Below are 17387 nucleotides of genomic sequence, written 5' to 3' on the forward strand. Positions count from 1 at the left end.
TCTCCCTCACCTGGACGTCGTGCCGGACAGCTCGCCCTGCTTGGCCTCGTACAGCGCCTTGATGTTGCCGCTGCCGAACGTCAACGCGCCCCGCCGCTCGATGATCTCCAGGAAGAGGGTGCGGCGCACGTGCACGGACTCGGTGAAGATCTGGAGCAGCCGGCCCCAGTGGTCGCGGTCGACCAGCACGCCGAGCCGGCGCAGCTCGTCCACGGGCGTGTCGAGGTGGCCGACCCGCTCCTCGAGCGCGTCGTAGTAGGAGCCGGGCGTGCCGAGGAACCGCACGCCCTTCTCGGCCAGCGCGCTCACCGCCCGGACGATGTCGTCGGTGCCGAAGGCGACGTGCTGCACGCCCGCGCCGGCGTGCCAGGTCAGGAAGTCGTCGATCTGCCCCGGCTGCCGTCGCGGGTCCGGCTCGATCAGCGTGAAGGTGACGTGCCCGGACGGGCTCTGCACCACCTTGGAGTCCATGCCCTGCCCGCCGACCTCGACGTACTCCTCGAAGATCTGCTCGAACCCGAACACGTCGACGTAGTAGCGGGCGGTCGGGGCGAGGCCGCCGACCGGCACGCAGATCGCCAGGTGGTCGATCCTGCGCAGCAGGTCGGCGGCCGAGTCCGGTTCCGGGTCGGTGACGACGATCGCGCCGGGGAGGAACTCGCGCGGCGAGCCGTGCCGCTCGACCAGCCGGTGCGTGACGTCGGAGAAGCCCGACACCTCGGCGACGACGACCCGCTCGTCACCGCGGACGTGCTCGCGGGGCGGCGACACCGGCCGGGCACCGCGCTCGGTGAGGGCGCGGTAGGCCGCCGCCGCGTCGTCCACGCCGATGCCCACCACGGCCACGCCGTCGCCGTGCCGCCGCACGTACTCCGTGGCCGGGTGGTCGGGCACCAGGCCGGTGGTGAGGACTACTTGGATGTCGCCCTGGCGCAGCAGCAGGGAGCGCTGCCCCTCCAGCCCGGTCTCGGGGCCGCCCTGCCCGCACACCGTGAACCCGAAGGCGACGCCGAGGTAGAACGCCGCCTGCTTCGCGTCGCCGACGTACAGCTCGATGTGGTCAATCCCGGAGATGTTCATCAGGCTTCCCGATCACTTCCCGGAGCACGTCAGCGGCTCCCGAGACGGTGGTCATGCGGCCGTACTGGCCGCTGTCGAGTTCCACGCGCACGCCGTAGCGCTGTTCGACCTGGTGGACCAGCCAGGCCAGTTCCATCGACTCGATCAGCTCGGGCACGTCGTCGGCGGACCGGCCGTCGAGGCTCGCGAGCATCGCCAGGACGTCGTCGCGGTCGGGCGCGCCGCTCACCGCGACTCCTCGCGCACGGCTTCGCGCAGCACCGCGCGGTCGCGGACCAGCTTGCCCGTGGTGGTGCGCGGCAGGGCGTCGAGCACGTGCAGCCGGCGCGGCCGCTTGTAGGGGGCGAGCCGTTCGGCCAGGGCCGCCCGCACGGACTCGGCGGTGGCCCGCGCGTCGAGCTGCGCGTAGGCGGTGATCACGTCGTCGTGCAGCACGACGGCCGCCACGACGCCGGGCAGCTCGGCCAGCGTCGCCTCGACCTCGGTCAGGTCGACCTTCAGGCCGCCGACCGACACCTGCGAGTCGAGGCGGCCCTTCACGGTGACCAGGCCGGTGGCCGGGTCGACCGTCCCCGCGTCCCTGGTGCGCAGCCAACCGTCGGCCCACCGGCCCGGGTCGGACAGCCCCACGTACGGCGACCGCGGCCGGCTCACCAGCAGCTCGCCGTCGCGCTCGACGACCGCGATGCCGGGTGCCGGTTCCAGCGCGGGCCGGTGCGCGCCGAACAGGTCGGTGGCGATGACCCCGACCTCGGTCATGCCCCACATGTTGCCCAGCGGCACGTCGTACTTCGCGGTGAACGCGGCGGCGGTCGCGGCGGGCACCGCCTCGCCACCGGTGGTCATCCGCTTGAGCTGCGGCAGCCGCGGCGGGTCCACGACGGACGCGAGCAGTCCGATGTGGAACGGCACGCCGAGCACGGTCGCCGGCGAGTCCTCGGCCGCCACCGCGTCCAGGACGCTGTCGCCGGTGAGGCGCTCGGGCGACCGGACCTGGACGCCGGCGTGCAGCCCGTACAGCAGCGCGCCGACCAGGCCGAGCACGTGCACCACCGACGCGAGCACGACGATCCGCTCACCGGGCAGCGGTACGCCGTCGATCCGGGTGTACCGCTCGACCTCGGCGACCAGGTCGGCGGCCGTGCGGCCGATGACCTTGGACGGGCCGGTGGAGCCGGAGCTGAACTGGATCACCGCGTGCGGCGTCGCCGCGGGGCGGCCGGCGCGGGCCGTGACGGTCTCCTCCACGTCGGCGAACGGGCTCAGCGGGCTGCTCGTGACCCGCCCGGCCTCCACCACCACCTGCGGTGCCAGCCGCCGCAGCGCGAGGTCCACCTCGAACGCGGTCAGCCGGTGGTCCAGCAGGCTCACCTGCGCCCCGGTGCGCCACCCGGCGAGCAGGGTGGCGACGTACGCGGTCGAGGGCGGCAGCCGCAGCGCGAGCGAACCGCCCGCGCGCAGCCCCGCCTCCGCGAGGCGTTCCTGCCGCCGCGCGACCATGCGGCGCAGCGCACCCCGGTCGACCGGGCCGCCGGAATACAGGCAGATATCGTCGTCAGGCCCGCGCAGGAGGATCTCGTCAACCCATTCCGGACTCGTCGCCGGTTCGATTCCGGTCGGCGCCAGGCCGTTCGTCATCAGCTCTCCCGCCTGGTCGCGCCCGTGCCGAAACAGTTGCGCAAAGGTCTCCGCTCGACGGCGGATCGGGTGAGGCGAATCGTATGTCACACCGTTGTGGCGGCACCATCCGCCGACCGGCCGCGTCGGTCGGCGATCAACGCGGCCAGCCGGTCGAGACCGTTGTCGATCTGCTCGGCGGAAACGGCGCTGCAGGAAAGTCGGAGTGATCGGACGGGCGTCGCCGAGTCGTAGAAATGCCCCATTGGCGTCCACAGCACGCCGTAGTCGCGGGCGGAGACCTCGAGCAGCTCGTCGTCCACCGGGAACGGCACGGTGACGACCACGAAGAAGCCGCCGGACGGCGCGGTCCAGGTCACGCCACCGCCCTCGGGGAAGCGCTCGGCCAGCCCGGCCACGAGCCGGCGGAGGTTCCCGCCGTACAGCCGCCGCTCGCGGGCGTTGGCGTCGGCAAGGCGGCACCCGTGGGCCAGCAGCTTGCCGCCGACCACGGCCTGCGCGATCGGCGAGGTGTTCACCGTGACCATGCTCTTGATCTTCGAGAGCTGGTCGGCGAACGGCCCGACCGAGCCGTCGGCCGCGGCCACCCGCTGGTCGGCGACCACGTAGCCGACGCGGGCACCCGGCAGCACGGTCTTGGCGAAGGAGCCCAGGTAGACGACGCGCCGGTGCCGGTCGAGGGCCTTCAGCGCCGGCACCCGGGCCGCGTCGCCGTGGAACAGGCCGTACGGGTTGTCCTCGACGAGCAGGACGTCCTCGGCCGCGGCGACCTCCAGCAGCCGCTGCCGGGCGGCCAGGTCCAGGCTGAGCCCGGACGGGTTGGCGAAGTCCGGCATCACGTAGCAGGCCCGCGGTCGGCGGCCCGCCGCGCGCTCCCGCCGGATCACGGCGACCAGGTCGGCCACGTCGACGCCGTGCTCCCCGGTGCGCACCGGTCGCACCGGCAGGTCCGCGAGCCGGGCCGCGCCGGTGAGCCCGACGTAGGTCGGCGACACGGCCAGCAGCACGTCCCGCTCGTCGGCGCGCAGCGCCCGCAGGACGAGGAACATCGCCTCCTGGCAGCCGGCGGTGACCACGACGGATTCCGGGTCGACCTCGATGCCCTCGTCCAGCCGCACATTCTTCGCGACCAGTTCGTGGATGATCCCCTTCGTCCGACCGTATTGCAATACGGTGCGCCGCACCTGTTCCCCGGTGAGCCCGAGTTCGTCGGCGAGATATCGGCAGAACACGTCCAGGTATCGGGGTACGTCGGCCAGGTCGAAGAACTCCTCGCTCGGTCTGCCGGCAGCCAGCGGTATCGCGTCCGGATAGTGGATCGCCACTTCGTTGAGGAAATTCATCGAGTTCAGCGCCGGGTCCTCCAGCGCGCCGAACAGCGCGGCCGTGGCGAGGTCGGCGTCCTCGGGGTTCACCGGCACCGGACCGCCAACCGGTCGAAGCCCCGGAGCATGAACCGGTCGCGCGGTCGCGGCGGTTCGGCGAGCGTGATCGCGCGGAACCGGGTCACCAGGCGGGCCAGCCCGATCCGCCCCTCGACCCGGCCCAGCACCGCGCCGAGGCAGTGGTGCGGGCCCGCGCCGAACGCGTAGTGGTGGTTGTCGGCGCGGGTGGGGTCGAACCGGTCGGGGTCGGCGAAGCGGCGGGGGTCGCGGTTGGCCGCGGCGGTGAGCACGAGCACCGTCCGCCCCGCCGGCACCGCCACGCCGTCGACCTCGGTGTCCTCGACGGCGTGGCGGACGGCGAAGTGGACCGGCGGGTCGAAGCGCAGCACCTCCTCGACGCAGGCGGGCGCGGTGGCGGGGTCGGCGCGCAGGGCGTCGAGCGCGTCGGGGTGGGTGAGCAGCAGGTGCAGGCCGTTGCCCAGCAGGGTGGCGGTGGTGCGGAACCCGGCGTTGAACACCACGACGAGGTTGGCCAGGAGCACCGGCTCGGTGAGCGCGTCGTTCGCGGCGAGGGCGGAGACCAGGTCGTCGTGCGGTTGCTCCCGGCGTGCGGCGACCAGGCCGGCGAAGTAGGCGGTCAGCTCCTCGGCGGCGGTGTCCGCGGCCCGCAACTCGCGGAACGTGCGCTGGCCCAGTTCGAGGATGGCGTCGAAGGTCCTCACCCGGTCGGGGAACGCGGCCCGGTCCGGTTCCGGCACGCCGAGCACCTCGCCGATGACGTCGCCGGGCAGCTGCACGGCGAAGGCCGCCATGAAGTCCACCGGGTCGTCGCCGTGCTCGGCGAGGCGGTCGAGGAGCCGCTCCGCGAGCCGGGTGATCAGCGGTTCGAGCTCGGACACCCGGGTCGGGGCGAACGCCCGGCCGAACACCCGGCGGGTGCGGACCAGGTGGTCGCCGCTGTCGTTGAACAGCGAGTGCTGCATGGTGCGCACGGCCGGGTGCGCGCGCCACCGCGTGCTGCCCCGGTCGAGGTAGTCGGCGTCGAGCACGTGGAAGTTGGGGTCGCGCAGCACCCGGCCGACGGCGTCGTGCCCGTGCACGATGGCGGCGTGCCCGCTGCCGGCCGGGAGCCCGACCACCGGCCCGTGCTCGTGCAACCGGGCGTAGAGGGGGAACGGGTCGCGGCGCCCGTCCTCGCCCAGCAGCTCGCGCAACCACGCCGTGCTCACCGCGCATCCCCTCCGCCCGCACGGCGTCGTTCGCGAGCCGCCGTGACGGCGCGGAGCAGGGCGTCCAGCTCGTCGTCGGACAACCCGGCCAGGTCGTCCCCGGCGTCGACGGGCGCGAGTTCGGCCGCCACGACGTCGGCGAGCGCGGCGATCGTGGGCGAGCCGATGATGCGGTGCAGGGGCAGGGTGACGCCGTAGGTGTCGGCGACCCGCGCGGCGAACCGCACCGCCGTCAAGGACCCGACGCCGAGGCCGAACAGGTTGTCGTGCACGCCGATCGGCTCGGTGGTGCGCAGCAGCTCGGCCCAGATGTCGACCATGGCGGCCTCGACCTGCTCCCGCGAACGGCCGGGCGATCCCGACGCGGCGGGAGGTTCGGCGGGCGGCCGGTGTTCGGGCGGCCGGCGCTCCGGTGGCGTGGCGGCGGTCGGCGCCGTCGCGGGAGGGAGGTCGTGGTCGGTCGGGGGCAGGTCGGCGAGCCGCGCGTCCGGCGCGCGGTCGACGTGGTCCAGCACGGCCACCACCGAGCGCAGCAGCCACCCGGCGAACCGCCGGTCGACGCGGTGCTCCAGCGTCAGCACGTCGTCCTCGGCCCGGAGCTCCAGGGCCGCTCCGGTGGTCGTGGTGCCCACCACCCGGCTCCGCACGCCCGGCAGGTCCAGCACCGGCGGGACGGGCGGTTCGAACGCGAACCGCACGGCGTGCCCCGGCAGGTCCGTCCCCAATTCCTCCGCCAGCTTGTCCACCGGCAGCTCGGCGTGCGCGAGGGCACCCGCCACGGCCTCGCGCACCCGACCCAGCAGCGCCTCGAACGTCGGCACGCCCGCGAGCGGCACCCGGACCGGCACGACGTCGGCGAACGGGCCGACGACCGGTTCCAGCTCCACCCGCATGCGCCCGCTCACCGGGACACCGACCACCACGTCCTCCTGCCGGGTGTGCCGCGCCAGCACCAGCGCGTACGCGGCGAACACCGCCTCGGCCGAACCCCGGGCCACCGCCGTCAGCGACTCGCCGGGGAACGCGGGTCGCACGAAGGGCGCGGGCGCGTCGCGCAGCGCCTCGCGCCAGTGGACCAGCTGCCGTTCCAGCTCCTCGCCGCGCAGCCGCTCCCGCTGCCACACGGCGTAGTCCCCGTAGTCGAGCCAGGGCTGGGCCGGGAGCACGCCGGTCCGGTAGGCCGCCGCCAGGTCGGCCAGCACGATCGCCACCGAGACGTCGTCCGCGACCAGCCGGTGCGCCACCAGCTCGAACCGCCACCGCCCCGTCCCGACCGCGACCAGCGCGGCCCGCACCAGCGGACCACGGTCGAGGTCGAACGGCTCCGCCGCGACGTCCACGGGATCGGGGCGCACCTCGATCCCGCCGGAGGGCGCGACCACCTGCTCCACCAGCCCGCCCGAGACGGCGAACCGCGTCCGCAACGCCGCGTGCCTGGCCGCCACGGCGTCCGCGGCGCGTTGCAGCCGGCCGCGGTCCACCTCGCCCTCCAGCAGGAAGGCGCACGCCAGGGGCGGCGCGGGGTCCTCCCACGCCCGCCGCTGGGCGTACGACAGCGGGTACCGCACGAGCTACCTCCCGCGGGGCGCGTCCGCCAGGACCCGTTGGCGCATCAGGAACTTGCGGACCTTCCCGGTCGGCCCGACGGTCAGCTCGTCGTCGGGCACCACGACGACCCGCCGCACGGTCCGGGCCACCGCCTCGCCCAACGCCGCCCGCACGGCCCCGCCGCGGTCCGACGACGGGTCCGCGCCCTCGTGCAGGACCAGCAGCACGTCGGTGACCGGAGGACCGTCCTCCTGCCTCGCCGCGAGCACCGTGCAGTCGCGGACGTCCGGGCACCGCGCCAGGATCCGCTCCTCCGACAGCGCGGTGTAGAGCCAGTCGCCGCCACCGAGGTCGACGGCGTCGTTCACCCGGTCGAGGTGGTAGTAGTAGCCCTCCTCGTCCCGGTACATCAGGTCGCCGGTCAGGTAGTAGCCGTTGAGCCGGTTGCGGTAGGTGGCCGTCGAGTCGTTCCAGTAGCCGGGCGCGAGCGTCGGGGACTTCAGGCCGCACTGACCCACCTGGCCGACCGGCACCTCCTCCCCCGTCGTCACGTCGAGCAGCGCCACCTCGGCGAACGGGTACGGCTTGCCGACGCACCGGTCGTAGCGGTCGCTGCCGGGCCGGTGGCTGATCGCGAACGCGCTGTGGCCCATCTCCGTCGAGCCGAGCGTGTCGATGAACTTCGAGCCCGGCGCGTCGACCACGCCGTCCGGGGTCCAGACCGGGTGGCTGCCGACCGCGACGAGCTTGCGGATGTGCGCCTCGTGCGCGCAGTCGCCGGTGCTGGACCAGTTGCGCACCGAGCGGAGGTCCCGCGGGGACAGGTCGTGCCGCGCCAGCTCCGCCCACGTGACGGCGAAGCCGAACACGCCGGTGGGACGCCACCGCTCGATCGCGTCCAGCACCACCTCGCCGCTGCGCTCGAACGGCCCGCCCTGCGCGGACAGGCACAGCAGCTCGTAGCCGTTGCACAGGGCCTGGTTGACCACGATGATCCCGGCGGCGTGCGCGGCCGGGAGCACCGACAGCTCCCGCACCCGGCCGTGCGGCCTGGCCTCGGTCAGCCGCACCGCGCGCACGGCGGCGAACAGGCTGTGGTGGGAGTGCACGACCGGGGTGGGCGTCCGGGTGGTGCCGGAGGAGTGCGTGATCGCCACGGGGTCGTCGGCGTGGTGGCGGTACGGCGGCGGCGCCTGGCGGGGGTCGCCGGTGCCCGCCTCCGCCGCATCGCCCAGGACCGGCACGCCGAGTTCGTGGTCCCGCAGCGCCGCGTGGTCCGCGTCCAGCACGACGCCGACCCCGCGCAGCCCGCGGACGAACTCGGCGGCGACCGGGATCGGCACGGCGCCGTTCACCAGCGCCGGGATCGCGCCGAGGTGGTTGAGCGCGAAGAAGGTGAGGAACACGTCGGCCGCCGACGTCACGAACACCGCCACCGGGTCGCGGCGGCCGATCCCCTTGCGGGCGAACCACTCCGCGCGGGCGGCGACCCGTTCGGCGAGGTCCCGCAGGGACAGCGGCGTCCACGCCGGGATGCCGTCGACGTCGACGTCGAACGTGATCCGGGGTGCGTCGAGGTCCGCTCCGTGCTCCAGCAGCATCGGCAGCACGTTGCCCGCGCCGACCCGCGGGTCCCGCGCCAACGCCGTGCGCAGGTTCGGCCGACCCATGGGACCTCCCGGTCGAAGAAGTGGCTTGACCGCCGTCGGGGGGCGAACGGGCTGCGCACCGGAGCGGGTGTGGACGGTGTGCGCGCACCCGGCGGTCTCGTGAACCGGCGGGGCCGCCCTCGACCCTAGGTTCGCGCTTCCGGCGTGGCAATCGGGCTTTCGGACGCGCCCGCCGTCCGCGCGGGCGCCTTCGGACGGTCAGCGCGACACCGCGAGCCGCGCGGCGAGGCCCGCGCCGATCCGCGCCGCGGGCTCGGGCAGCAGCATGTGCTCGTGCTTGCCGGGGACCTCCACCACCTCGATCGGCCGGCTCACGTGACCGTCCCACGCCGCCAGCTTCGCCTCGGTGGTGCGCGTCCCGTCGGTCGCGGCGAAGAACAGCACCGGGCAGTCCACCCGGCCCGGGCGGTGGCGCTGCGCCACCGCGATGTTGTTGCGGATCACCCGGGGCAGCGCCAGCAGCTGCCGGTCCGGCCACTCGTGCAGGCCCAGTCCCGGCCGGGCCCGGACCACCTCCAGCACACGTCGCGCGGGGTCCGGGTCGTCCGGCTCGACCAGGGGCTGGTAGCCGAACTCGCGCAGCACGAAGTCGCACAGCAGCCAGAGGTCGTCGTCCGCGACGCCGACGGTGTGCGGCAGGTGCGGTGTCGCGTCGCCCAGCGCCAGCAGGCCCACCTCGTGGCCGCGGCGCTCCAGCTCCTCCGCGACGGCGTGTGCGGTGTTCCCGCCCAAAGACCACCCGAACAGGTGGTACGGCCCGTGCGGTTGGGTGATCCTGATCCGGTCGGCGAAGTCCCGGGCCAGCTCCGCCATGTCCACCGGCAGCGGCTCCGGCCGGCGCAGCCCGCGCGACTGGAGCCCGTGCACCGGGTGCTCCGGGGGCACGTGCGGCAGCAGGGCGAGGTAGCACCAGCTCGCCCCGACCAGCGGCGGGGTGCAGAACAGGGCGGGCGCATCGCCGCCGGCCCGCAGCGTGAGCACCGGGTCGAGGACACCGCCCGCGGTGCGCAGGTCGGCCCGGCGCTGCCGGGCCCAGGCGAACTCGGCCGCCGCGGGCAGCGCGTTCGTCCTCGTCACGTCCACGCGAGGTCTCCCCTCCCCTGGGCGCCGGCGGCCAGCCCGACGAGGTGCCCCGCGGCTGCGGCCGCTCCCCCGGCGGCGGCGAACTCGGCCGCGATCCGGCGGGCGTTGTCGCGGTACGCCGGCTCGTCCAGCACCGCCCGCACCGCCGCGTCCAGCTCCGCCACCGTCACGTCGAGGATGGGCACCTCGACGCCCGCTCCCGACCGGGCGACCTGGCGCGCCAGCGCCACCTGCTCGGCCCGGACCGGCGCGACGACCATCGGCACCCCGAAGGCGAGCGCTTCGTTCACCGCACCGCCCGCGTGGCACACCAGCGCGTCGAGCCGCGGCATCAGGTCCAGCATCGGCACCAGCTCGGCGGTGATCGCGCCGTCCGGGAAGGAGGTCGCGGCCACGCCGGAGGTGACGAACACCGCCTGCACCCGGTCCGCCATCGGGGCGAGCACGGCCGCCGCCCGCTCGTAGAAGTCGCCGATCATGTGGCCGACCAGCGTGCCGACGGTGACCAGCACGTGGCGGCGGTCGTGGTCCCACAGGTGCCAGGGGAAGTCCGGGGCGTTGGGCCGCGGGCCCAGCGCCGCGCCGGTCAGCACGCAGTTGTCGGGCAGCTCCGCGTCACCGACCAGCCCCTCGGTCATCAGCGCGACCACCAGGTGCGGGGAGAACCGCGGGTCGACCGGCTCGCCGGCGGGCAGGCCGGCCAGCTCCACGACCCGCGCCACCCGGTCGGCCACGAAGTCGGCGAAGCCCGGCAGGTCGGCGGGCGGGGTCAGCTCCAGCGTGCCGGTGCACAGCGTGGCCCACCGCACGCCCCGCCGGTGCGCGACCAGACCGCCGGCCAGGGCGTACTGCTCGGTGACCACGACGTCCGGCTCGTACCGCGCCACGGCCTCGTCCACCGGGCCGAGGGTGAAGCGCGCGAACGGGATCAGGTAGCCGTCCCACAGCGCGCGCAGCCCGGCCATGCCCGTCTCGTCGTAACGGCGGTAGGCGCGCGTGCCGGTGGGGTGCACCGTCGCATCCGGACCAACCAGCGGGCGGAGCACCGGCTCCGGGCCGCACCAGACGACGTCGTGCCCCGCGCGGACGAGTTCCCGACCGATCGCGAGCATGGGGTAGAGGTGGCCTTGCAGCGGCAGGACGACGAGCAGGAACCTCGACACCGCAACATGGTGGCACACGTTGACGTTCGCGGGAACGACGTGGTGTGATCCCGAAGTGTGACCGCTCTCGACGCGGTGTCGGTGTACACACCGGCCTTCCGCGTTCCCATCGAGGAACTGGCCGGGCCGCTGGGGTTGACCGACATCCAGGTCCGGTTGTTCCGCCGGTTCCACGGGCTGGACCGGATCCGCCTCGACCCGGACCGGTCGCTCGGTGAGCTGCTGCGCGCGGCGGTCGACGGCCTCACCGCGTTGCGCGGCAACGAACACCGCGTCCGGTACGTCGTGCACGGCCGGGCGATGCCGGTCGTGGCGCCCTACCCGCACAACCCGCTGCACGACCTGTGCCGGGAGCTGGGGCTCGGTCACGCCCTCGCCTTCACCGTCACGCAGCAGAGCTGCGCGAGCGGGCTGCTCGCCGTCGAGCTGGCCGGCCGGTTGCTCGCCGCCGACGGGGCCGGTGACTCGCTGGCGCTGGTGCTGACGGGCGAGAAGGCGTTCACCCGTGACGCCCAACTGCTGCCGGGCACGTCCCTGTTCGGCGAGGGCGCGTCCGCGTGCCTGGTGAGCGCCGACGGGCCGCGCGACCGGCTGCTGTCCTTCGTCTGCGCCCAGCGCGGGGAGTTCGACGCGGAGTTCGGCGAGCAGTCCGAGCGGTTCCACCGCGAGTACCGCGGCTCGCTGGCCGAGGTGATGCGGCGGGCGGTCGCCGAGGCGGGGTTGGGGTTCGAGGACGTCCGCCTGGTCCTGCCGCACAACGTCAACGTCGTGACGTGGCAGCGGTTGTGCCTGCTCATGGACTTCCCGGTGGAGCGCGTGCTGCTGTCGAACGTGCCCGACAGCGGCCACCTGTTCTGCGCCGACGCGTTCGCCAACCACCGCACCGCCCGGGACCGCGGCCTGCTGCGCGAGGGCGACCACTACCTGGTCGCGACCGTCGGCGCCGGCGCCGGCGCCACGTTCTCCGCGATGGTGTTCCAGCACTGACCCACCGTTCCGCCAGGAGGCTGCGATGACCGCACCCGACGCACAGGTCGACGTCGAACTACGGCGGCGCGTGGTCGAGGCCATGACGACCGTCCTGCGGCGCCTGGTCGAGTACGACGGCCCGATCACCGAGGACGCGGACCTGGCCGACGAGCTGGGCGTCGGCTCCGCGCTGGGGCTGGAGCTGCTGCTGGAGGTGGAGGAGCGGGTCGGCGTCCAGATCGACGTGGAGCGGCTGCGGCCGGACGAGCTGCGCACCGTCGGCCAGCTCGCCACGTTCATCGCCGGCCACAGCCGGCCGTGGTGAGCGGGGATGCGCCTGCTCCGCGCCGAGCGGCGGGGTTTCGCCGGTAGCGCCGAGGTCCTGGCCGACGACGGCCACCGCGCCGACGTCGCCGCGTACGTCGCCGACATGGCCCGGCCGTTCGGCGGCGAGTCCGGCGGTGACCTGGCCGGGCAGTCCTACGGCGAGATGGCCCGGGAGCTGGTGGCCGCGGTCGTGTCGCCGGAGGAGCCCGTCGACCTGCTGGTGCTGGCGTTCTCCGTGCACGACGTGTGGCCCGGTCGGGCCACCGCGACCTACCTGAGCCACCTGTGCCCCGGCACGCCGTTGTCGTTCGCGATCTGCGACCAGGGCAGCGCCGCGCCGTTCACGGCGTTGCGGGTGGTCCGGGCCCACGGCGCGCGGCGGGCACTGTTGCTGGTGGTGGAGCAGGCGTCGCTGCCGTACGACGCGGGGGCGCCGCTGCCGGCGGAGCACCGCGGTGTCGCGATGCTGTACGGCGGTGGCGCGGGCGCGCGGGTCACCGACCTGCGCCAGCACGCCGACGTGGCCCCGGGAGCCGTGCCGGGGCTCGCCTCGCTCGCCGTCGCGGAGCTGTCGGGCGGCCCGGTCCCGGTGGTGGTGAGCGAGGCGCTCGCCGCCGTGTGGCCGGGTCGGCCGGAGCACGCGCTCGTGTCGCAGGGCCAGCCGACGACGGGCGTGTGGTGGGAGCTCACGGCGGCGCTGGACGGCGGGGCGGACGTGGTGGTGGTCGCCGACTACGACCACCGGTTGCGCTACCTGAGCGTCGCGGCCGTCTCGTCGGTCGAGCGCTGAGCGCTCGCCCCGGTCCGAAGTGGATGGTCCCGTGACGCCGGTCGGCGCCGCGGTCGGGGCTTCGGCTCGCCGAAGGCCGCCGGCACCCGCCGCGGGTGCGCTTCCCGGTGGCGCACGGCCCGGTCCCCGTCGCACGGCCCGGCCGCTCGCGCGCGGTGGGAGGACGCCCGATCAGCCACCGGCGCGCCCGAAGACCACGCTGACGTTGTGGCCGCCGAACCCGAACGAGTTCGACATGACCGCGGCCACCTCGGCGGTCAGCGGTCCACCGCGCACGTGGTTGAGGTCGCACGCCGGGTCCGGGTCGTCCAGGTTGTGCGTCGGTGGCAGGACGCCCTCGCGCAGCGCCGTGACGGCGATCGCCGCCTCGACCACCCCGGACGCGCCCAGCAGGTGGCCGGTGACACCCTTGGTGGAGCTGACCGGGGGCATCGCGTCGCCGAACACGCTGCGGATCGCCGCGGCCTCGGCCGCGTCGCCGGCCTTCGTCCCGGTGCCGTGCGCGTTGAGGTAGCCGATGTCGCCTGTGGACAGTCCGGCATCCCGAAGTGCGTCCCGCACGCTCCGCGCGGCACCGGAACCGTCCGGCCGGGGCGTGGTCGGGTGGTAGCCGTCGCTGGTGGCGCCCCAGCCGAGCACCTCGGCGTGCACCGCGGCGCCACGCGCCCGGGCGAACGCGGGCCGTTCGAGCACCAGCACGCCCGCGCCCTCGCCGAGCACGAAACCGTTGCGGCGCCGGTCGAACGGCCGGCTCGCGGTGGTGGGGTCGGGCCAGCCCCGGGCGAGGGCGAGCGCGTTGCCGAACGCGTCGGCGAAGGTGGGGAACAGCGGCGCTTCCGTGCAGCCGCACACGACCACGTCCGCCTCGCCGGCGCGCAGGATGCGCAGCGCCTCGCCGATCGACTGCCCGCCCGCGGCGCAGGCCGTGCCGGAGGACGAGGTGTAGCCGCGGATGCCGAACCTGATGGCGATCCGCGCCGCCGCCATGTTCGGCAGCACGCCGGGCAGCAGGAACGGGCTGACGCCGAGCCGGCCCCGCTCGGCGCGGGAAACGGCCTGCTGCGCCAGGACTTCGAGCCCGCCGACCCCGGAGAGGACCACCGCGACGCGGTACGGGTCGACGTCCCGGCCGACCTCGATCGCCGCGTCCGCCAGGGCGTCCTCGGCCGCCCGCAGTGCCATCACGATCGAGCGGTCGACCACCCGCGCCTCCTTGGGCGGCAGGACCGACTCCGGGTCCACGGGCGGGCCGATCGCGGCCACGTCCACGACACCGTGCAGCGCGTGGCCCTCGGGTGGGCGCACGAGCGCGGACCGCCCGGAGCAGACCGCGTCGAAGACCTCGGGCACCGCCGTGCCGACCGGGCTGACCAGCCCGATCCCCGTCACGGCGGCACCGGTGCTCACGTCGCCGCGGCGGGCTGCGCGCGACGCGCCACCTCGGCGCAGAACTCGCCCACCGTCATGGCCGCGAACCTCTCCGCCTCGTCCTCGTCGAAGCGCACGCCGAAGTGGTCCTCGACCCGCATGGCCAGCTCGGCCAGCGCGAGCGATTCGAGGTCGGCTCCCGCCGGGCCCAGCACCGTGTCGTCGTCGATGTCGGCGGTGCTGTACTTCATCACCGTCAGCGAGTCGAAGAGGAACCGGCGGATCTCAGAGATCATGGCGGGCAGGTCCCTTCTCCGGGAGGTCCACCGGAATCTGCCCCACCGGGGTCGAAGCCGTCAAGCGCGGGCCGGTCACCGCATACGGGCTATGGACCGCGTTCGGATGTGACCGCAGAATGTGCCCATGCCGTCGGCGACGCTCGACCTCGTGACGCGCGGAGCGGCGCCGCCGGGGGCGCCGGCCGTCCACCTCGTCGGCGGCCGCACGCTGTCCTACGGCGACCTCGCCGCGCTGGTCGGCACGGCGGAACGGGCGTTGCGCCACAACGGCAAGGCGTTGGTGCTGTGCGCGGGCGACCGCGACCTGCCCACCCTGGTGACCTACCTCGCCGCACTGCGGTCGGGCCACACGGTCGCATTCCTGCCCGCGTCCCGCGAAGTGCTCTCGGAGTACGAACCCGAGTTCATCCTGCCGGCTCCGGATGGTGCGGGAAACCCGGTGGACGGCGATTACGAACCGGTCGGTGACGTGATCGCCGGCGTGCGGCTGTTGCGCCGCCGCGCGGGCCGAACGGCCGAAGCCATCTTCGAGCGGACGGCCGTGCTGCTGGCGACCTCCGGCAGCACCGGCAGCCCCAAGGCGGTGCGGCTGTCGTACGACGGCCTGGCCGGCAACTCCGCCGCCGTCGTCCGCGCGCTGGGCATCACCGCGGCGGAACGCGCGCCGACGACGTTGCCGATCACGCACGCCTACGGGCTGTCGGTGGTGAACAGCCACCTGCTGGCCGGGGCGAGCCTCGTGCTCACCGACCGGTCGCCGCTGTCCCTGGCGACCTGGGACCACCTGGTGCGGGCGCGGGCCACCTCGTTCGCCGCCGTGCCGACGACCTACGCGGCGTTCGGACCGGCGCACGCGGACCTGTTGGGGCGCACGGAGATCCGGACCATGACGCAGGCGGGCGCGCGGTTGCGCGACGAGCTGGCGCTGCGGTTCGCGGGGCTGATGGAGCGGCGGCGGGGCCGGTTCTTCTGCATGTACGGCCAGACGGAGGCCACCTCGCGCATCTCCTGCCTCGACCCGGCCGACCTGCCGGAGCGGCTCGGGTCGGTCGGCGTCGCGGTGCCCGGCGGCACCGTCACGGTCGAGGCGGTCGAGGCGCACGACCGGGCCGTGCCCGGCGAGGGCGCGGTGCACTACCGCGGTCCCGGGGTCATGCTCGGGTACGCGGCCGGTCGCGCCGACCTCGGCCGCGGCCGCGAGGTCGACGTGCTGGACACGGGCGACCTCGGGTACCTGCGCGACGGCTACCTGTACCTGACCGGGCGCACCAAGCGCATCGTCAAGGTGCTGGGCGCGCGGGTGAGCCTGGACGACCTGGAGCGCCTGGTCGAGCGGCCCGGCCACCCCGCCGCGCTGGCGTCCGGCGAGGACGACGTGGTGTGCCTGTTCGGCGCGGGCGACCCGGCCGTGCACGAGGTCCAGCGCCGCCGGCTCGCCGAGGCGCTGGGCGTGCCGAGCCGGCACGTCGTCGTCCGGCGGGTCGACCGCCTGCCCCGGACGGCCACCGGGAAGGTGGACCACCGGGCGCTCACGGCGGCCGCGGCCCCGCGGGAGGTCGCGCGGTGGAGCTGACCCACTGGCGGGTGCTGGCCGACCGGGGCGCGGACCTCGTGCTGTGCCTGGACTTCCCGGGCGGACGGGCCTCGGCGGGCTTCGCGGACCTGGCGGCCGGCGTCACGGCGGACGCCTGCTTCCTGCACCTCGTCGAACCCGGCTCGGGACCGCTGGGCGCGTGCGCCGACCGGTGGGTGGCGGAGCTGCCGGCGACCGGGCGCCCGGTGCGCGCGGTGCTGGGCTACTGCGCCGGGGCGGCGCTGGTGCCGGCGGTCGCCGACGCGGTGGCCGGGCCGCCGCCCGCGCCCGTGCTGTTCGACCCCGTGCCGACGAGCGCCGGGTCGCTGGCCCACGAGTTCACCTCCGCGCTGGCCACGTCCGCGGACCACCTGACCGCCGAGGAGCTGGCGGGCGCGCGGGCGCTGGCCGACGGGCTGGTCGAGGAGCACCCCGACGACCTGCCCCGGGTCGCGGCCGCGCTGGTCGACCGGTACGACGCGCTCATGGGCGAGGTGGCCCGCAGGCTGTCGCTCAACGAGTTCTTCCGCCGGCAGCTCACCGGCGGGTTCACCGCGTACGTCGAGTTCCTGCTCCTGGCCGGCCAGGGCGGGTTCGCCGCGCGCCGCACGCCGCCGCTGTTCGTGTCCTCGAAGGACCGCGAGCCGCCCGCGGCCGGCGCCGCGGGTGTCGTGCTCGACGTGGACCACCCCGACCTGCTGCGCGCGGCCGAGGCGCACGACCTCGTCACCGGGCTGCTGAGAGGAGAGCGCGCGTGGTGAGCCTGGCCGAGATCTCCGACGCGCTGGCGGCGCACCCCGGTGTCGGCGCGGCGAGGGCCGCCGTCGTGCGCCACGACGGGCGGGAGGTGACCGTCGCGGCGGTCGTGCCCACCGAGTGGGTGAGCGGACCGGTGCTGCGCAACCACGTCCGGCAGCGGCTCGGCGAGGACTGCGGCCTGCACGGCGTGCTCGTCGTGGACCGGCTCCCGGAGGTCGACGGCGCGGTGGACGTCGAGGAGCTGGCGGCGGCCGTGGCCGACGGCCGGTGCGCGTTGTTCGAGGACCCGCGCGACGACGTGGAGCGCCGGGTCGCGGAGATCTGGTCGGCGCAGATGGACGTGCGGCCGGTGGGCGCGACCGACGACTTCCTCGAACTGGGCGGGGACTCGCTGTCGGCGCTGGGCATCATCGCCGCCATCGAGGCCGAGTTCGACCGGCCGCTGGACGTGTACGAGTTCATGAGCGCGTCCAGCGTGCGGCGGCTGGCCGAGATCCTGCGGTAGC

At 74.9% G+C, this 17387-nt stretch carries 17 protein-coding genes; 6 read left to right on the plus strand and 11 right to left on the minus strand.

The window, feature by feature from the left end; all coding sequences use genetic code 11:
• Window positions 1-6: 6 nt before the first annotated feature.
• The 9 genes from hppD to ACIGNX_RS11815 all read right to left on the minus strand — a co-directional run bounded on the left by hppD (window position 7) and on the right by ACIGNX_RS11815 (window position 10796).
• Window positions 7-1080, minus strand: a complete 1074-nt coding sequence (gene hppD / locus ACIGNX_RS11775; protein WP_396538954.1) for a 4-hydroxyphenylpyruvate dioxygenase — start codon at window positions 1078-1080, stop codon at window positions 7-9.
• On the minus strand, window positions 1061-1309 hold the full coding sequence (locus ACIGNX_RS11780) for a hypothetical protein (protein WP_396538956.1): 249 nt from the start codon (window positions 1307-1309) through the stop codon (window positions 1061-1063). The genes hppD and ACIGNX_RS11780 overlap by 20 nt, the downstream gene beginning before the upstream one ends.
• On the minus strand, window positions 1306-2718 hold the full coding sequence (locus ACIGNX_RS11785) for a class I adenylate-forming enzyme family protein (protein WP_396538958.1): 1413 nt from the start codon (window positions 2716-2718) through the stop codon (window positions 1306-1308). The genes ACIGNX_RS11780 and ACIGNX_RS11785 overlap by 4 nt, the downstream gene beginning before the upstream one ends.
• Window positions 2719-2804: 86 nt before the next feature.
• A complete protein-coding gene (locus ACIGNX_RS11790) occupies window positions 2805-4133 on the minus strand; it encodes a PLP-dependent aminotransferase family protein (RefSeq protein WP_396538960.1) in 1329 nt (442 codons plus the stop codon).
• Window positions 4130-5332 carry a cytochrome P450 gene (locus ACIGNX_RS11795; protein ID WP_396538962.1) on the minus strand — a complete coding sequence of 401 codons (1203 nt, stop codon included), beginning with the start codon at window positions 5330-5332 and terminating at the stop codon, window positions 4130-4132. Before ACIGNX_RS11795 ends, ACIGNX_RS11790 begins: the two co-directional genes overlap by 4 nt.
• Complete coding sequence (locus ACIGNX_RS11800) at window positions 5329-6900, minus strand: condensation domain-containing protein (protein WP_396538964.1); 1572 nt, start codon at window positions 6898-6900, stop codon at window positions 5329-5331. Before ACIGNX_RS11800 ends, ACIGNX_RS11795 begins: the two co-directional genes overlap by 4 nt.
• Window positions 6901-6903: 3 nt before the next feature.
• Window positions 6904-8550 carry a class I adenylate-forming enzyme family protein gene (locus tag ACIGNX_RS11805; protein ID WP_396538966.1) on the minus strand — a complete coding sequence of 549 codons (1647 nt, stop codon included), beginning with the start codon at window positions 8548-8550 and terminating at the stop codon, window positions 6904-6906.
• 198 nt (window positions 8551-8748) lie between these two features.
• Window positions 8749-9633, minus strand: a complete 885-nt coding sequence (locus ACIGNX_RS11810; protein ID WP_396538968.1) for a thioesterase domain-containing protein — start codon at window positions 9631-9633, stop codon at window positions 8749-8751.
• Window positions 9624-10796 (minus strand): glycosyltransferase, encoded by a 1173-nt coding sequence (locus ACIGNX_RS11815; RefSeq protein ID WP_396538970.1) that lies wholly within the window; start codon window positions 10794-10796, stop codon window positions 9624-9626. The genes ACIGNX_RS11810 and ACIGNX_RS11815 overlap by 10 nt, the downstream gene beginning before the upstream one ends.
• Before the next feature lie 57 nt (window positions 10797-10853).
• Here ACIGNX_RS11815 and ACIGNX_RS11820 point away from each other — a divergent pair, with 57 nt between their 5' ends.
• From ACIGNX_RS11820 to ACIGNX_RS11830, 3 genes are read left to right on the plus strand one after another with little or no spacing between them, the layout of a single operon-like run.
• Window positions 10854-11783, plus strand: coding sequence for a 3-oxoacyl-[acyl-carrier-protein] synthase III C-terminal domain-containing protein (locus ACIGNX_RS11820; RefSeq protein WP_396538972.1), 930 nt, complete (start codon window positions 10854-10856; stop codon window positions 11781-11783).
• 25 nt (window positions 11784-11808) lie between these two features.
• Window positions 11809-12090 (plus strand): phosphopantetheine-binding protein, encoded by a 282-nt coding sequence (locus ACIGNX_RS11825; protein WP_396538974.1) that lies wholly within the window; start codon window positions 11809-11811, stop codon window positions 12088-12090.
• Between the two features lie 6 nt (window positions 12091-12096).
• Window positions 12097-12882, plus strand: coding sequence for a hypothetical protein (locus tag ACIGNX_RS11830; RefSeq protein ID WP_396538976.1), 786 nt, complete (start codon window positions 12097-12099; stop codon window positions 12880-12882).
• 171 nt (window positions 12883-13053) lie between these two features.
• Here ACIGNX_RS11830 and ACIGNX_RS11835 read toward each other — a convergent pair whose 3' ends face one another.
• Complete coding sequence (locus tag ACIGNX_RS11835; RefSeq protein ID WP_396538978.1) at window positions 13054-14271, minus strand: beta-ketoacyl-[acyl-carrier-protein] synthase family protein; 1218 nt, start codon at window positions 14269-14271, stop codon at window positions 13054-13056.
• A 14-nt stretch (window positions 14272-14285) separates the two neighbouring features.
• Window positions 14286-14546, minus strand: coding sequence for an acyl carrier protein (locus ACIGNX_RS11840; RefSeq protein WP_396538980.1), 261 nt, complete (start codon window positions 14544-14546; stop codon window positions 14286-14288).
• 127 nt (window positions 14547-14673) lie between these two features.
• On the opposite strand from ACIGNX_RS11840, the gene ACIGNX_RS11845 reads away from it, so the two are divergent.
• The 3 genes from ACIGNX_RS11845 to ACIGNX_RS11855 are packed head-to-tail and all read left to right on the plus strand — an operon-like array spanning window position 14674 to window position 17386.
• A complete protein-coding gene (locus ACIGNX_RS11845; RefSeq protein ID WP_396538982.1) occupies window positions 14674-16122 on the plus strand; it encodes an AMP-binding protein in 1449 nt (482 codons plus the stop codon).
• Window positions 16113-16883: a hypothetical protein gene (locus ACIGNX_RS11850; protein ID WP_396538984.1), complete on the plus strand. Its 771-nt coding sequence runs from the start codon at window positions 16113-16115 to the stop codon at window positions 16881-16883. Before ACIGNX_RS11845 ends, ACIGNX_RS11850 begins: the two co-directional genes overlap by 10 nt.
• Window positions 16877-17386: a phosphopantetheine-binding protein gene (locus ACIGNX_RS11855; protein WP_396538986.1), complete on the plus strand. Its 510-nt coding sequence runs from the start codon at window positions 16877-16879 to the stop codon at window positions 17384-17386. Before ACIGNX_RS11850 ends, ACIGNX_RS11855 begins: the two co-directional genes overlap by 7 nt.
• Window position 17387 lies beyond the last annotated feature (1 nt).

This window comes from Actinosynnema sp. NPDC053489, assembly GCF_044544865.1.
GTDB lineage: Bacteria > Actinomycetota > Actinomycetes > Mycobacteriales > Pseudonocardiaceae > Actinosynnema.

Excerpts from the sequence above, each read along its gene's own strand:
- hppD (WP_396538954.1), bottom strand. The coding sequence starts at position 1,080 with ATGAACATCTCCGGGATTGACCACATCGAGCTGTACGTCGGCGACGCG.
- ACIGNX_RS11785 (WP_396538958.1), bottom strand. The coding sequence starts at position 2,718 with ATGACGAACGGCCTGGCGCCGACCGGAATCGAACCGGCGACGAGTCCG.
- ACIGNX_RS11805 (WP_396538966.1), bottom strand. The coding sequence starts at position 8,550 with ATGGGTCGGCCGAACCTGCGCACGGCGTTGGCGCGGGACCCGCGGGTC.
- ACIGNX_RS11825 (WP_396538974.1), top strand. The coding sequence starts at position 11,809 with ATGACCGCACCCGACGCACAGGTCGACGTCGAACTACGGCGGCGCGTG.
- ACIGNX_RS11830 (WP_396538976.1), top strand. The coding sequence starts at position 12,097 with ATGCGCCTGCTCCGCGCCGAGCGGCGGGGTTTCGCCGGTAGCGCCGAG.
- ACIGNX_RS11840 (WP_396538980.1), bottom strand. The coding sequence starts at position 14,546 with ATGATCTCTGAGATCCGCCGGTTCCTCTTCGACTCGCTGACGGTGATG.
- ACIGNX_RS11845 (WP_396538982.1), top strand. The coding sequence starts at position 14,674 with ATGCCGTCGGCGACGCTCGACCTCGTGACGCGCGGAGCGGCGCCGCCG.